12 protein-coding genes and 1 pseudogene are annotated in these 14,973 nt (G+C 37.1%); 9 read left to right on the top strand and 4 right to left on the bottom strand.

Annotated features, from left to right (window positions below):
- Nucleotides 1-6 precede the first annotated feature (6 nt).
- Nucleotides 7-1,038 carry an aspartate-semialdehyde dehydrogenase gene (locus ACFILD_RS01815; RefSeq protein ID WP_273791468.1) on the top strand — a complete coding sequence of 344 codons (1,032 nt, stop codon included), beginning with the start codon at nucleotides 7-9 and terminating at the stop codon, nucleotides 1,036-1,038.
- Between the two features lie 283 nt (nucleotides 1,039-1,321).
- Here the strand turns inward: ACFILD_RS01815 and ACFILD_RS01810 are convergent, their stop codons facing one another.
- Entirely contained in the window at nucleotides 1,322-1,960 is a 639-nt protein-coding gene (locus ACFILD_RS01810) for an SH3 domain-containing protein (RefSeq protein ID WP_273791469.1), read from the bottom strand.
- A gap of 503 nt (nucleotides 1,961-2,463) precedes the next feature.
- On the opposite strand from ACFILD_RS01810, the gene ACFILD_RS01805 reads away from it, so the two are divergent.
- From ACFILD_RS01805 to ACFILD_RS01795, 3 genes are read left to right on the top strand one after another with little or no spacing between them, the layout of a single operon-like run.
- The gene (locus tag ACFILD_RS01805; protein WP_273791470.1) at nucleotides 2,464-3,282 is read left to right on the top strand and encodes a MetQ/NlpA family ABC transporter substrate-binding protein; all 819 of its coding nucleotides are present in this window, start codon (nucleotides 2,464-2,466) and stop codon (nucleotides 3,280-3,282) included.
- A gap of 48 nt (nucleotides 3,283-3,330) precedes the next feature.
- Nucleotides 3,331-4,365, top strand: coding sequence for a methionine ABC transporter ATP-binding protein (locus tag ACFILD_RS01800; protein ID WP_273791471.1), 1,035 nt, complete (start codon nucleotides 3,331-3,333; stop codon nucleotides 4,363-4,365).
- Nucleotides 4,358-5,017, top strand: coding sequence for a methionine ABC transporter permease (locus ACFILD_RS01795; protein WP_015856780.1), 660 nt, complete (start codon nucleotides 4,358-4,360; stop codon nucleotides 5,015-5,017). The genes ACFILD_RS01800 and ACFILD_RS01795 overlap by 8 nt, the downstream gene beginning before the upstream one ends.
- Nucleotides 5,018-5,883: 866 nt before the next feature.
- On the opposite strand, the gene ACFILD_RS01790 is transcribed toward ACFILD_RS01795, so the two are convergent.
- Nucleotides 5,884-6,363, bottom strand: coding sequence for a MaoC family dehydratase (locus ACFILD_RS01790; RefSeq protein ID WP_375664691.1), 480 nt, complete (start codon nucleotides 6,361-6,363; stop codon nucleotides 5,884-5,886).
- Between the two features lie 163 nt (nucleotides 6,364-6,526).
- Between ACFILD_RS01790 and ACFILD_RS01785 the strand changes: the two genes are divergently transcribed.
- Nucleotides 6,527-7,861, top strand: a complete 1,335-nt coding sequence (locus tag ACFILD_RS01785) for an NAD(P)H-dependent oxidoreductase (protein ID WP_375663736.1) — start codon at nucleotides 6,527-6,529, stop codon at nucleotides 7,859-7,861.
- An 899-nt stretch (nucleotides 7,862-8,760) separates the two neighbouring features.
- Here ACFILD_RS01785 and ACFILD_RS01780 read toward each other — a convergent pair.
- The gene (locus ACFILD_RS01780) at nucleotides 8,761-9,030 is read right to left on the bottom strand and encodes a hypothetical protein (RefSeq protein ID WP_375631492.1); all 270 of its coding nucleotides are present in this window, start codon (nucleotides 9,028-9,030) and stop codon (nucleotides 8,761-8,763) included.
- A gap of 1,516 nt (nucleotides 9,031-10,546) precedes the next feature.
- Here ACFILD_RS01780 and ACFILD_RS01775 point away from each other — a divergent pair.
- The 4 genes from ACFILD_RS01775 to ACFILD_RS01760 all read left to right on the top strand — a co-directional run bounded on the left by ACFILD_RS01775 (nucleotide 10,547) and on the right by ACFILD_RS01760 (nucleotide 14,084).
- A complete protein-coding gene (locus ACFILD_RS01775) occupies nucleotides 10,547-10,717 on the top strand; it encodes a hypothetical protein (protein WP_375631490.1) in 171 nt (56 codons plus the stop codon).
- A gap of 597 nt (nucleotides 10,718-11,314) precedes the next feature.
- On the top strand, nucleotides 11,315-12,058 hold the full coding sequence (locus tag ACFILD_RS01770; RefSeq protein WP_375637763.1) for a creatininase family protein: 744 nt from the start codon (nucleotides 11,315-11,317) through the stop codon (nucleotides 12,056-12,058).
- 21 nt (nucleotides 12,059-12,079) lie between these two features.
- A complete protein-coding gene (locus ACFILD_RS01765; RefSeq protein WP_375664690.1) occupies nucleotides 12,080-13,102 on the top strand; it encodes a CobW family GTP-binding protein in 1,023 nt (340 codons plus the stop codon).
- Nucleotides 13,103-13,112: 10 nt separating this feature from the next.
- A complete protein-coding gene (locus ACFILD_RS01760) occupies nucleotides 13,113-14,084 on the top strand; it encodes a WD40 repeat domain-containing protein (protein WP_375637761.1) in 972 nt (323 codons plus the stop codon).
- Nucleotides 14,085-14,594: 510 nt separating this feature from the next.
- Here the strand turns inward: ACFILD_RS01760 and ACFILD_RS01755 are convergent.
- Nucleotides 14,595-14,973, bottom strand: a pseudogene (locus tag ACFILD_RS01755) (hypothetical protein); the annotation flags it as partial.

Below are 14,973 nucleotides of genomic sequence, written 5' to 3'. Positions count from 1 at the left end.
TAGAAAATGAGTTTTAAAGTTGCAATTGTCGGCGCGACCGGAAATGTTGGTCGTGAAATGCTTACAATTTTAGAAGAACGTGGTTTTCCTGCGCATGAAATTGTCCCTCTAGCATCACGACGCTCATTAGGACAAGAAGTTTCTTATGGAGATAAAACTTTAAAAGTAAAAGCACTGGATACTTACGATTTTTCTGACACAGATTTTTGTCTTATGTCTGCGGGAGGAAGCATTTCCAAAGAATACGCCCCTAAAATCGCTGCTGCCGGCTGTGTCGTCATCGATAATTCCTCCACGTGGCGCTATGATGCCAATGTTCCGTTAATAGTCCCTGAAGTCAATGGCGAAGCTATAAATGCCTTTTCTAAGCGTAATATTATAGCAAATCCTAATTGTTCAACAATTCAACTGGTCTTAGCTTTAAAACCTCTCCATGATGCTGCAATCATTAAACGTGTTGTTGTCTCTACATATCAATCGGTTTCTGGAGCTGGTAAAGAAGGAATGGACGAACTTTTCGAACAATCACGTGCAGTTTTTGTTGCAGACCCAATTACATCAAAAAAATTCACTAAACGTATTGCCTTTAATGTCATTCCTCATATCGATGTTTTCATGGAAGATGGTTATACAAAAGAAGAATGGAAAATGACGGTTGAGACGAAGAAAATTCTCGATCCGAAAATTAAATTAACGGCCACTGCTGTTCGGGTCCCTGTCTTTATCGGTCATGCCGAAGCCGTCCATGTTGAATTTGAAAAACCACTAAGCGCATCTGAAGCACAAGCGCTCCTCCGCGATGCACCAGGCTGTCAGCTTATCGATAAACACGAAGATGGTGGTTATACCACACCTTATGAAGGTACCGGAGAAGATGATACCTTTATTAGTCGTGTTCGTGAAGATATCACCGTTGAAAATGGTTTAGCTTTCTGGGTTGTCGCCGATAATTTAAGAAAAGGAGCAGCATTGAATGCCGTTCAAATTGCTGAATTGCTCATTTCTCGTAATTTGATAAAGCCTAAGTCCGCAAATTAATGCCCTGTCCGAAAAGATGAAGAGCCCTAACCGGTCTGTCAAAAGTCCGGCTTCTCTTCAGTATAATCTTTTCCAGCTGAGGATTCATATCACCATCCTAAAGAACCGTAATTCGAGGTATTGACAAATTTTACTCTGAATATCCTTGAATGCCTCACCACCTTAAGTTAAGCATTGCCGCCTTAATACCATTTTACGGTACAATAGGATCAGCAGCATAAGCATTTTTTGCTTTATGCTGCTGATCCTATTTGTCATTCCGGTTGTGAAATTAACTTTACCCTTATCGAGCAGGATAGGTCACGACACGGTAACGCGTTTCATTACGTTCAAAATTTTTGTAATTGACATTATTAGGAAAGGAGGGATTATAAGCACTCACGTGCTTTACAGAAACGCCTTGTGCTTTTTGCGACGGATTTAAAATTGTTCGTTCATCCCTTTTTTTAACACCTGTAGAATCGATAATCACATCTGTTCTGTATAGTTTTTGCATATTTTTCCGTGTTTTTTGAATCGCCGGAAGAGCTTTAAAGTCGGAAACAGCCTGTTTTACTTTTTCTTTTGGCGATTTTACCATGGCTTTTGATTTTACAGGCATCCTTTTAAAAGCAATGGTAGGAACATTGTTAACATTGACGTAACGTGCAGATGCCCAACCAACTTTTCCGTGATAACCAAGAGAACACCAAGTTTTATTGGATAGGCAGCCATAAATTTGCACTTTTGCTCCCATTGGAACCATTGCGATAACTTTATAAGCTGTCGCAGGACCTGTGCGTAAAGATACCTGACCTGATGCAACACGAGCAACTGTTCCTGTAATGGTTCCAGCTTCTGCGTGAAAAGCAGTCACAGCCACCTCTGACGCTCCCAAAGCCCATAAAATCATTGTTGTTGATAAAAATTTCTTTCTTAACATTATTTTTCTTCCTCTCTAAAACATGTGAAGGGCAAAATTTCGCCTTTACAAAAATTTGCCGCGTTTAAATCCAATGATCAGCAACCTTTATCCCCCCAAAGACCCCACAACATTGCAACAAAATCTCTCTTTATCGCCTACACGAACACGGCCTTTTGATCTTGATTGCGCAGTATGTTCTTCATGAATTTACGGCTAAAGCATCATCTGATTGTCCGGTTCTTCAACCAATCGTCCCTTAAAGAAGTTTTTTAAGTGTCATTGGTTCCCTCAACAAATGATTGCAATAGAAGAATTGATTGCCCGAATTTCAGAGCATTTCTGAGAATGAATGATGATCAGCCCTCAAAACAACTAAAATAGAAGGAAAAATAATACTCTTTGAAAAATAAAAGTGATTGAATATTCTCTAAAGCTTGTATAACTTTAAATCTCCCTAAAAAAATACAGAGCATATTGACACTTCCCTCAAAAAATCTCCTGGAAAAGAAAGTTAAAAGTACATGACATTAAAATTTTTTTCTCGTAGTCGGATTATAGGATTATTCCTCTCTCTCTTTGCTCTTTTTTTATCTACGGTCTTTGTCATGGCTACAGACAAATCAAAAATCAAACTTGGTATTATGGAAGGGCGGGATGCGATTATTTGGAAAACTGCTGCTGAACAGGCTAAAAAAGACGGTTTAGATATTGAACTCGTTTATTTTTCTGATTACGCTTTGCCTAATGACGCTGTTAACGCAGGAGAGATCGATGCGAATGCTTTTCAGCACGCCCCTTATCTTAATGAACAAATGAAACAACGTGGCTATAAACTTTCAATTGTCGGCTATACATTTATTGCTCCAATCGGTGTTTATTCACACAAAATAAAAGACTTAAAAGATCTTCGTGATGGTGCACATGTTGGTATTCCGAACGACCCATCTAATGGTGGAAGAGCCTTACTTCTTCTCAATTCTTTAGGTCTCATTAAATTAAAAGATCCTCATAATATTCTTGCATCTCCGCTTGATATTATCGAAAATCCTAAAAACCTGCAAATTCGTGAGCTCGATGCCGGTATGTTAGGGCGAGCTATTGACGATTTTGATCTTGCAATTATAAACACAAACTGGGCTATTGTTTCCGGATTAAACTTCGAAAAAGATGTAGTCGCATGGGAGAGCGCAAAAAATAATCCTTATGATAATATCATCGTTGTACGCACGAGCGAAAAAGATGAGCCATGGGTTAAAAAATTAGTTGCCGCTTACAATAACGATCTTATCCGTGCAAAAATCAAAGAGATTTTTGGCAAAACCGCCCAAACATCTTGGTAATTGTGCCAAATATCCGAGTAATTGTGCCAAATGTCCGAGTAATTGTGAATGGAAAAACCTACTCTTATCTCCTTAAAAAACATCAGCCGTTGTTTTAACAAAACGGCTGGTATTCCGGTAATTAATAATCTCTCTTTAAATATCCATGCTGGTGAAATCCTTGGCATTATTGGGCGCAGTGGAGCAGGAAAATCAACACTTATCCGCTGTTTAAATGGGTTAGAGAAGATTGATGCAGGGTCCATTTTTTTTGAAGGTGTTGATATTTCCAATCTATCAGAGATAGAATGGGCGCCTTACCGTCAACGAATTGGGATGATTTTTCAACATTTCAATCTTCTCTCATCGCAAAATATTCTTGATAACATTGCATTGCCGCTTAAATTAAGTGGTGTAAGTAAAAAACAACGCCACAAACGTGCCCTTGAACTGATTGAATTGGTTGGGTTATCTGGGAAAGAATATTGCTATCCGGCACAATTGTCAGGGGGGCAAAAACAACGCGTTGGCATTGCTCGTGCGCTCGCTGCTAATCCTAAAATATTGTTATCAGATGAAGCTACCTCTGCTCTTGACCCTGAAACAACACAATCTATTCTAGAGCTCCTTGCTGATATTAATAAACACCTCAATCTCACGATTGTGCTCATCACCCATGAAATGGAAGTTGTGCGCACCATAGCGCATCGCGTTGTTGTTCTTAATCAGGGGAACATTGTAGAAGAAGGACGTGTGAAAGACATCTTTACATCACCGCAAGACGATACAACCATAGCCATGCTCAAGCTTGTCACCCCGCAACTTCCTGAAAAATTTGCGAAAAATCTCAAACCAATCGGGCGAGAAGCTGTCATTGAAATTAATATTGCCGGTGAAATTGCCCAGCAGCCTTTTCTTCATCTTCTAGAAAATGAGAGTGGTTTAAAAGCACGTATTTTGCATGGTGGCATTGATACAGTTCAAGATGAAACCATCGGGAGACTCTTCTTGGCTCTTCCTGGAGAAGATAAAGAAGCTTTAGAAAAAGCTGTTCAATGGTTAACGAAAAAAGGACGATATTGTGAGGTCTTAGGCTATGTTTAATGTTCTGTCTCATGAACTTCCCCAAGCTGTTATTGATACAATATTGATGACACTTAGTGCTTCTTTTATGGCATTTATTATAGGGCTTCCCCTTGGTCTTCTTCTTCACACAACAGCACGCGGGGGGATTTTTTCCTCATCTCTCATCAATCGCCCTTTAAGCATGATCATTGACAGTATTCGTGCCATTCCCTTTATTATTCTTGCATTTTATCTTCTTCCCGTTACGCGTATCGTTGTAGGAAGAGGGATAGGAATGCCTGCTGTAATTTTTATACTGACCATTTCAGCTATCCCTTTTTATGCACGCATGGCGGAACTCTCTTTTAAAACCGTTGAAAACGGTCTTATTGAAGCGATCCGCTCTATGGGGGCAAGCCGTCTTCAAATTATCAGACATGTTCTTATTCCTGAAGCTCTCCCTAGCCTGATTACAGGTTTTACAGTCATGGTCATTTCTCTCATAGGAGCCACCTCACTTGCTGGATATCTTGGTGGAGGCGGTTTAGGGGATATGGCAATCCGCTACGGCTATCAACGCTATAATACCTTCATCATGACCATCGTCATCATCCTTTTGATCATGCTCAATATTATAACCCAATGGACTTCTGATAAAATCGTACAAAAACTTGATAAAACAAAACATTAAAAGACTTAGAATTTCACATGCCAATACCATCATCCTCTTTGCCACTTCCAAAGTGCTTCCCCCTTGCCTATCGAAAACGCTCATAAGAGATTAGGAACTTTTTTCTTAAACAGTTTTTATCTCTCCCCATCCGTTTGTAAAATGAAAGAAAATAGTTTTAATTGATTGAATATAAAAGGGGATAAAATAAGAGATCTCACAGTATGTGAGACTCTCTCTTAACATAAAAATGATAAATTATCATGTCAAATTAAGACATTGGTCACGACCTTTCCCAACCTTAGAGAACATATTGAACTTATATAGAATTAACCAAAACCTCTCGCTTGCACGTTACAAGCTGGAAGAGCTGGGTGAGTAAAAACTATATAAGAAAAGAAGGCAGGCATGCCTCTTATGAATTATCTCAAGCGCCAAGACCTGTCTTAACATTGGCGGTTAGCATATAATATGATGGTGTCGGCTTTCTTCTTTACAAAGCATAAAGATAGGAGTGCTCAATGGCTTTATCATTATACCATTCACAGGCGCCATTGCGAAATGGGTGTAACAAGCGTTGAGAGATGTTTCTTTAAAATAAGCCCGTGAATTGACAACGCAAGTATATTCCATTTGAAGCGTTCTGTTTTACGTGATGGGTATGATCCCATTAAAGAACGCTATAAACAAAAGCGTGAAGCAATGCACTATCTACATTAAGAAACTCCTCTTCAAAACGATCTAGGAAAATAGCAACCTGCTATGGCCATCAACGCTATGATAGCTCCACTATATCTATCATCCTATAGATTATTCTCAATATTATCATTGAAGAAACTTCTAATAGAATTGTATAAAAATTTTATAAAATAAAGCACTCAAATAATCTAGATATTGGAAGGTTTTTCTTCCAAAATAGCAACAATAAGCCATTGAGCTGTAAGAGCTGGTTTTTTTAAATTTTCAATTTCCACCGTAACCCCATAATGGAAAACCACTCGACCAGAAGGGCGAATTTCTGCGTCGTCTAACACAAAACGCGCACGTATCCGTACCCCTGTTTTCACAGGACTCATGAAGCGTACTTTATCGAAACCATAATTAATCCCCATTGTGCTCCCTTCTAACTCTGGAAGCGCCTCATAAGCGAGCGTAGACAAAAGCGATAATGTTAAAAAACCATGAGCAATCGTGCCGCCAAAAGGTGTCTTTTTAGCCTTTTCCTCATCAACGTGTATCCATTGATGATCATCTGTAGCACATGCAAACTGATTAATCATATCCTGTGTAACAAGACGCCACTCCGATAATCCCATTTCTTTCCCAATAAAACTGGTGACATCTTGTACTGCTATTTTTTGCTGCATAACGCTATTCCTATTTTATTTGATAAAAGCAACCACCCCTCTTGCTTTTATAAAATCCATTGATTAGAGCATCAAGAATAAAAGATTAATTGTCTTAAAAACAAATGCACTTTATGAATGAGAAAAGTTCTTTAGCAGAATAGTTTTCAAATGGGAAAAAAGAATGGCAAGCAATGTGAACCTAACAGGTTTAGCGCATGATTTAAAACAACGTGCAGAAAAGCATCCCCCCATCCGTATTGGACTGATTGGTTGTGGTGAAATGGGCACAGATTTATTATCAAGTATTGCACATATGGATGGTATAACAGTCGCAGCTGTAGCCACTAGAACGCCGTCACGTATTTTTGATGCCGCTACACTAGCCTATGGCGAGGGTGGACATGTCTGTGAAGTTGAAAATACTTATGCTCTCACGCAAAGCATTGAAAAAGGTTTGATTGCAGCAACAGATGATATTAACCTTGTTTTACGTCATGAACAAATTGATATTATCGTTGATGCAACAGGCTATCCCGAAGCAGGAGCAGAAATTGGTATCAAAGCGCTTGAGAATAACAAACATCTTGTCATGATGAATGTTGAAGCAGATGTTACAATTGGCGCTTATCTCAAACATGAAGCAGAAAAACGAGGGCTCATTTATACACTTGGTGCCGGCGATGAACCAACTGCTTGTATGGAACTCATAGAATTTGTTTCAGCCCTTGGACATAAGATTGTTGCAGCGGGTAAAGGAAAAAATAATCCTCTGCGCTTTGATGCTACACCTGACGCTTACGAAGAAGAAGCATACCGGCGTAATATGAATGTGCGCATGTTGGTCGAATTTATTGATGGTTCCAAAACGATGGTTGAAATGGCAGCCATTGCCAATGCCACCGGACTTCTCCCCGATTGCCCAGGAATGCATGGACCACGAGCAGCGCTACAAGATTTAAACAAAGTGCTTATTCCAAAACAAGATGGGGGCATTTTACAGCAATATGGTGTTGTAGATTATTCAATAGGTCCAGGTGTTTCACCTGGTGTCTTTGTCATTGCCGAAATAGCACACCCGCGTTTACGCGAACGTATGGAAGATTTAAAAATTGGTCAGGGGCCTTACTTCACCTTTCATCGCCCCTATCATTTAACAGCAATGGAAGTTCCCCTCACCTGCGCACGTATTATGCTTTATGGCAAAAAAGATATGGTTCCTCTTAGCCATCCCGTAGTAGAAGTCTGTGCTGTTGCTAAAAAAGATTTACATCCAGGTGATCAGCTAGACTTTATCGGTCTTTATACTTATCGTGCTTGGATAATGAACATTGCAGAAGCACGCGCTCACCACGCCATTCCTTGTGGTCTTTTGGAAAAAGCAACAGTAACAGCCGCAATTAAAAAAAACGAACTCATTACAGTACATAATACTGCTATTCGTGAAAATCAATGGATTGCACGTCTTCGTGCTAAACAAGACCTTTTGCTTCATTGCCCTTCTTCCGCTAAGCTATAAACACTCCTCAATTACTTTACTTAACAGTATCCTTCCCTTACGCAACAGAACAACCCAGAATACACTTGTATCAAAAATTCAGGCTTCTGTTTTAATAAAAGCATTTTCCAACGACGCACATCACCACTTCGCTCTCACAATATGTCCCGTAAATGCGACAGTATAAACCACCCCATGAGATGGCATAAGGTTCATTGTGTATCACTATCTTTGCTCTATAAAGCTACAAACTGGCATCATCATTTTATTTGCCAATATTACAACAGCGCATAGCACTTGAGATGATTAATGAGAAGAATTTTTACTCTTTTTTCTTTCATAATTTTGTCCATACACGAACACAACTTGTTATACGTAAAAAATACTTTTGATGGATTTAACATCAAACAAATTTGAAATGATAAATAATAATTTCTCATTTTTCTTATTGCATGAGAGCCATGAATACAGGGATATTTTTTATTTTATCCCCTTATGAAAGATAAAAAAATTTAAAAAGGATAAAATATACCTTTGATGAATAATCTTCATATGAGAGAAGGTAGACAATATTAAAAGGCTGTTAAAGAGAGTGAGTATACTAGCCTTATTACTAGGATAATAACCATAGACTATAAAAAATCAGGTTACACTACTTTGTAAAAAAAATATAAATGTAAAACATTGAACTTTAATAATGTTAATAAAAGCTACATTTATTATTAAGAATAGTAATTTTATTATAAAATACAGTATAAATGATTTCAAGTATGTATTTTTTTCAACATAATGAAATGAACAAAAAAGTCATCGACTTTATCGATGATCTTTCTATTAAAGTGTAACGAATATTCCCCAAAGAGATAAAACAGCACCTAATACATCCCCAATACATAAAGAAGCAAGAAGTGATAAAATACCTACCCCCCCCAAAAAGCTGAACCTGAAAAGGCAGCAGCTTTTTCAGCTTTCCCCAAAGCAATACCATCTTGTTCCTCAACGCCTTGAATAACTGCTCTATTCACAGTTTTAATAGCTACATTTTTTTCTAATGTAGAAATAGTAATTGCCATTCTCTCTTGAAATTGATTTTTTAAAAAACTTGCATTTCCCGCTATAGTTTGTACAAAAAAAAGAATAAATAGTGTAAAAGTGAATGAACATACACGATTTTTAAATATTTTAAACATAGCTTTCTTTGCTCCTCTTTTTCTTCACTGAAAAAATGAAGTAATCTTCACATATATAAAAAACAAAACTTATATTTAATCATTTATATAATCAGACATAATAAAATATTATATGTAATTTTGTTATTACAATATAACACATTATGTATTACATGTAAATACACAAAAAACAATAAATGATAAAAACGATTTATTCCTTTTACATTATAATAACTTAAGATACTAACAGTAATATTTTGTCATTTTTTATTTCTATTCTTCAAAGTAATAATAATTTATAAAATTTCTCATTATAATAAATATTAAAAAACAAATTCATTTAAAAAGTTAAATAATAGAGATTTTATAAATAATTTAAAATGAAGTTTTAAAGAACTATATCATTTAAAACTGTCAATATAATGATAATGCTTATATATTATTTAAATAAAAACAAAAATAGAATATTGTTAGTGAATCTTTTATTATATAACTCATCAGTAATATTGAAACATAAAATTGGTAGCGAATAAAAACCTTGATCTAAAACAAGTTTATCCTAATAAATAAACCTTAAAATAGTGTACTCTTTTTCTATAAAACAGGTATAAATTATAAAAAGCAATTAAGATCTCTATTTTCAAATGGAAGAGACGTTAATAAAATGATTCTCAACTTTTACTGATATATAAAAAGAAAAAAATACTGCTAGCATCTTAAAAAAGGTAATTCAGCCCCCTTTATCCCATACAGCATAAAGAACACAAAATATTGACTTTCAAACCTAATAAAACAAACGCATGAAATAAGTAAATCTATCAGATTTACAAAAAAATTATAAGCAATACTAGAACACCAACAAACTACCTAAAACCAGATAAAAAGAGAGTCATGAAAAATGAGATGATCCCCAAAATACTGAAAAAACTTTCTTTCTTAATTTTCATAAAAGTTATTCCATATTTTTCGTCAATATTGTAGATCACAACCATATTTATATTTTAAGTAATTATATTTACTCTATATTAGTAACAAATAATTCTCTTTGAACGAAATTTTTAGCAATATTCACATAACTGTCTTCAATTTGTGCAAAATAAATAATAATAATAAAGAATTAATCAAATTCTTGAAAGAAAAGGAATAGAGAAACTTACTAAAAAATTGCATTTTTAAAATACCAACTTAAGTAAGCACATTGAAAAAATAACGCCATGAAAACTGATATTGAATGATAAATTCATCAACCGATCACTTTAATCGCAAAATATTAATCTATAATAATAATTTATTGTTTTGCATGTTGAATGAGAAAGCTGACGATTATAAAAATCTCTTAATTTTAACTCTGTTTATATTGAATCAATCAAATTTCTTCACTTGCAAATCACAAACGAGATCGGTGTGTGTGTGTAAACACACTTGAAGAAAGGAAAATATCACTTATGAGGTATTTTAACTAACAAGCGCTGTTAACACAGTATTGAAAACTAGCAAAGTGAATGATGATACCCATTTTTACTTTAAAAGTGTAAATATGGTGGAACACAATAGATTTTATATTATAAGGCTTTATCGTTATACTATTCACGGGCGCCGTTGCAAAATAGGCTTGGATACCTTGAGAAATGTTTCTTTAAAACAAAAGCGTCAATGTGCAACACAATGGCGTTCTGTTTATTATGTATCCAACGGTGTTTCTTACTGAATCATCTTATAAACTGCTCTATGAGATTACAAATTTATCTTACGTGAATTCTTCCCTTTATATTTATTTTTTCTCATGAACACTAAAATCTGTTAAGACACTATCCAAAGTAAAATCAATCAACAAATATTTCTATTCTTTTGTAATATACAGATAGTTGAATAGAATTCCTGATTGCAACAAAAGTCTGTACTATTGTAATAATAGAAATACTTTGATCATCCTCGCTATATAATAAAAAAAGAATATGTAATTTACAGAAAAAATTACATTTTTAATAAATAATGAAAAATAATTTTTTCATTATTTATGTGAAGTATTTAATATGAATAAATATTTACTTATTAAAAAATGATAATATACATCAGAAATACTTACAAAAGACAACTATCTTGAGAAAGATTGCCTAATATTACAGAAAAGTTGCGTTGGCATTGCTCAATAAAAGCTTCTCTATTTTTAACAAAGCTCTCATTTTTATGCATCCATATGTGATGTAAAAAGACGCCTATTTGCGTTTCTCTTATAGATAGATTAAATAGTGACAGCACCTTCGATCACTTTGTCTATGTTAACTTCTCTTTTAGGCAATAATTTATGGTATCTAACAGGCCTTTTCTCGCTCTTTTACCTTTGGGCGCACACGAATATCACGGAGAGCACCTTCCTTTCGAAACCGACTGGATTATTGCTGAAGCTTTTGCAAAAGCCCTCACTTTACAAACAAAAGAGCAGTTTCATATCGCACTTTTACCGGTTGAAAAGATTGGCTATTCTATAGAACATATGGATGTTACAGGTACACAAACTCTTACCTTTTCCGATGCGATTAAGCGATGGATAAAGATTGGTGAAAACTGTTATCACAAAGGGATCAACCGTCTTCTTCTTCTCAATGCTCACGGAGGCAATTCACCTTTAATGAGCATCGTTATCACCGAATTACGAAGGCGCCTTTCCATGCTCGCTGTAGCAACAAGCTGGAGCCGTTTTGGTTTACCACAAGGTCTCATAGAGCCGTCTCAACAACATCTTGATATCCATGGAGGCTTTATCGAAACCTCTCTCATGCTCTATTTAGCACCAGAAAAAGTCCATATGGAAAAGGCAAAAAATTTTCATAATAAACAAGCGGATATGATTGCCAATTATCGATATTTACGTGCTTATGGTCCTCATGCCTTTGGTTGGACAATGCGAGATCTGAACACGCAAGGTGCGGCAGGAAACGCAAGCAAAGCAACACCACAAGCCGGTGAAGCAATCTTTTCTCATGTTCTGTCTCAGCTTCGTGATTTACTTGATGATATCAATCGATTTAACATAAACACATGGCAATAAAGAACAATAAAAGGTCTCTCCATGGAAACGACACACCCAAAAAAACTTCCCGTTACGGTTCTCACAGGCTATCTTGGTGCTGGAAAAACCACCCTTCTCAACCGCATTCTCAGTGAAAATCATGGCAAACGTTATGCCGTCATTGTCAATGAATTTGGTGAAATTGGTATTGATAATGACCTGATCATTGAATCAGACGAAGAAATTTATGAAATGAATAATGGCTGTGTTTGCTGCACCGTACGTGGTGATCTCATTCGCATTCTGGAAAGTCTGATGCAACGTTCTCATCGATTTGATGCGATCATTATAGAAACGACAGGGCTTGCTGATCCCGTTCCTGTAGCACAGACCTTTTTCATGGATGATACTATCCATGAAAAAACAGCTCTCGACAGTGTCATAGCAGTCGTTGATGCAAAGCATTTTCCCTCTCAACTGAAAACAAGTCGTGAAGCTGAAGATCAAATTGCCTTCGCGGATATTATTCTTTTAAATAAGATTGATCTTGTCACCCAACAAGAACGCAGCCATGCTGAATCCCTTATTCTGGCCATTAATCCCAGAGCCATAATTTACACAACAGAGCGCGTTAACATCCCTGTTGATAAACTCCTCGATCGTGGCTTCTTTGATCTCCAACGCACTTTAGATAATGATCCCCATTTTCTTGACCATCATCACGCAGACCATGTATGTGGTCCCGATTGTAATCATGATCATGACCATCATCACGCATCCCCCATTCATGATATTACCATCACTTCTGTAAGTTTAAAAACAGGTGTTCTGCAACCAGAAAAGTTTTTCCCTTGGATCCAGCAGGTTACACAGCAACAAGGACCTGATATATTGCGCCTTAAAGGCATTATCGCCTTTCAAGGAGACGATGATCGTTACGTCATTCAAGCAATACATATGCTTCTTGAGGGACAACATCAACGCCCATGGCGTGAAGATGAAAAACGAGAAAGTCGCCTTGTTTTTATAGGACGCTCTCTTGATGCTGAAAAATTAAAAACTGGTTTTGAAAATTGCGCATAAGTGAGTGATAATGCCAAACATTACCCATTATGATCTCAAAAGTTACTGCCTTTCCTGCGGTTTTATAGGCAATAAACCAGCCTTTGTTTCCGTAGAAGGTTTCATTGTTTTTTTTAATCCAGCCCCACAAATCGTTGAAGTTCACCAAGGAATAATTTCAAGCCATTTTTCCCATGACAATACCGCTATCATCACCGGTGGAGAAGATGGAAAAGTCTGTCAAACAACCGCAGCAGATCACACGGAAGTGTTAAGCCAAAAAGAACGCAAATGGATAAACAACGTTGCTTTTGGTCCACAAAAAGCTTTTGCTTTTTCCTCCTCACGTCTCGCATTTGCGCATGTTGGAAAAGAACGACAAGAGCTCACACATGAACGTAGTGTAGAAGGACTCGCTTTTGCCCCAAAGGGTTTACGACTTGCCGTTGCCCATTACAATGGAGTCACTCTTCATTGGTTATCAACGCAAATATCTCCCACCACATTGGTATGGAAAGGAGCTCATTGTGGCGTCACCTTTTCACCAGACAACCGCTATGTCATTTCCACGATGCAAGAAAACGCCTTACACGGTTGGCGTCTCACTGATAATCAACATTTACGGATGAGTGGCTACCCAAGCAAAGTCAAAAGCTGGTCTTGGAGCGCAAAAGGAAAATGGCTAGCAACATCAGGTGCCTCTGCCGCAATTGTTTGGCCCTTTCATACAAAAGACGGCCCCATGGGAAAAACACCTCTAGAACTAGGCACACGAGCAAATGCGCTTGTTAGCACCGTTTCATGCCACCCAAACAAAGAAATTGTAGCAATAGGCTTCAATGATGGAATGATTTTAGCGGCACATTTTCATGATGGAAAAGAAGTCCTTCTAAAAGGTTATGGGAAAAGCGCTATCTCAGCACTTAACTGGGATCAAGCAGGGCAAAACCTCTCCTTCGGTAGCGAAAATGGTGAATGTGGTATAATCAAGATCACTGATTAAATTAAGCACCCAAAAGCGCAATCATCGCCGATAAAGAATGCCCACACAATCCTCCAGAAATCTTATCCCCTTGCATCTCTAGAGCTCTCAGAAATCCTATCTCCCTAATCTCCCCCCCCAAAGTCTCCTAAAATCTTCGTAATCATTAAATCTTCTCTTTTCTTTTCCTTCCCCCCTTTAGACAAGAAAATACCTTAGACATGTTTTTTGACCTTTTAACATTGCTACCCCCATACAAGAATAAAAACATCACCCCTAAGACCGAAAACCCCACTCCCTATCAACATCTATATAGGCTACATACTTCCACAAAAGCATTTTTCTTAAAAATTCGGCAAAAAATAGCTGATATCATCATTAAAACAACGATTTATTCCTACGATCAGAAGAATGGAATTCAACACTATTTTCCTAAATAAAATTTTTTTGATTTCCCTCTCTAAAGAGCAAGGTTGCCTACTAGCAGCCTTCTAAACTGCAGTTTTTTTCCTAGAAAATTCCATCTAATAATCATTTCATAGAGTTTCTATCACCGTCTTCTGTTCCGGTATCTCCTTCATCTCCAGATTTTGTCCCCACTCCTTCTGCCCCTGTTGAACCTGCACGTCCTTCTGTACCAATTGTTCCAGAGGACCATTCTTTTGTGCAACCTATGCCTGCACCGTTTGTTCCAGTTGAAGATTCTACTGATGAGGTTCGTCCATCTGAGCCCTCTATTCCGGTATCTCCTTCATCTCCAGATTCTGTCCCCACTCCTTCTACCCCTGTTGAACCTGTACGTCCTTCTGTACCAACTGTTCCGGAGGACCCTTCTGCTGTGCAACCTATGCCTGCACCGTTTGTTCCAGTTGAAGATTCTACTGATGAGGTTCGTCCATCTGAGCTCTCT

Source organism: Bartonella sp. CL162QHHD, from assembly GCF_042195435.1.
Lineage (GTDB): Bacteria > Pseudomonadota > Alphaproteobacteria > Rhizobiales > Rhizobiaceae > Bartonella.
Note: the sequence above shows the minus strand (reverse complement) of the source record. Positions and strands in the feature narration are given on the sequence as shown.

Bases quoted from the DNA above. Each gene is read 5' to 3' on its own strand.
- ACFILD_RS01765 (WP_375664690.1), top strand. From the start codon at position 12,080: ATGGAAACGACACACCCAAAAAAACTTCCCGTTACGGTTCTCACAGGC.
- ACFILD_RS01775 (WP_375631490.1), top strand. From the start codon at position 10,547: ATGGTGGAACACAATAGATTTTATATTATAAGGCTTTATCGTTATACT.
- ACFILD_RS01815 (WP_273791468.1), top strand. From the start codon at position 7: ATGAGTTTTAAAGTTGCAATTGTCGGCGCGACCGGAAATGTTGGTCGT.
- ACFILD_RS01800 (WP_273791471.1), top strand. From the start codon at position 3,331: ATGGAAAAACCTACTCTTATCTCCTTAAAAAACATCAGCCGTTGTTTT.
- ACFILD_RS01760 (WP_375637761.1), top strand. From the start codon at position 13,113: ATGCCAAACATTACCCATTATGATCTCAAAAGTTACTGCCTTTCCTGC.
- ACFILD_RS01805 (WP_273791470.1), top strand. From the start codon at position 2,464: ATGACATTAAAATTTTTTTCTCGTAGTCGGATTATAGGATTATTCCTC.
- ACFILD_RS01785 (WP_375663736.1), top strand. From the start codon at position 6,527: ATGGCAAGCAATGTGAACCTAACAGGTTTAGCGCATGATTTAAAACAA.
- ACFILD_RS01795 (WP_015856780.1), top strand. From the start codon at position 4,358: ATGTTTAATGTTCTGTCTCATGAACTTCCCCAAGCTGTTATTGATACA.
- ACFILD_RS01790 (WP_375664691.1), bottom strand. From the start codon at position 6,363: ATGCAGCAAAAAATAGCAGTACAAGATGTCACCAGTTTTATTGGGAAA.
- ACFILD_RS01770 (WP_375637763.1), top strand. From the start codon at position 11,315: ATGGTATCTAACAGGCCTTTTCTCGCTCTTTTACCTTTGGGCGCACAC.
- ACFILD_RS01780 (WP_375631492.1), bottom strand. From the start codon at position 9,030: ATGTTTAAAATATTTAAAAATCGTGTATGTTCATTCACTTTTACACTA.
- ACFILD_RS01810 (WP_273791469.1), bottom strand. From the start codon at position 1,960: ATGTTAAGAAAGAAATTTTTATCAACAACAATGATTTTATGGGCTTTG.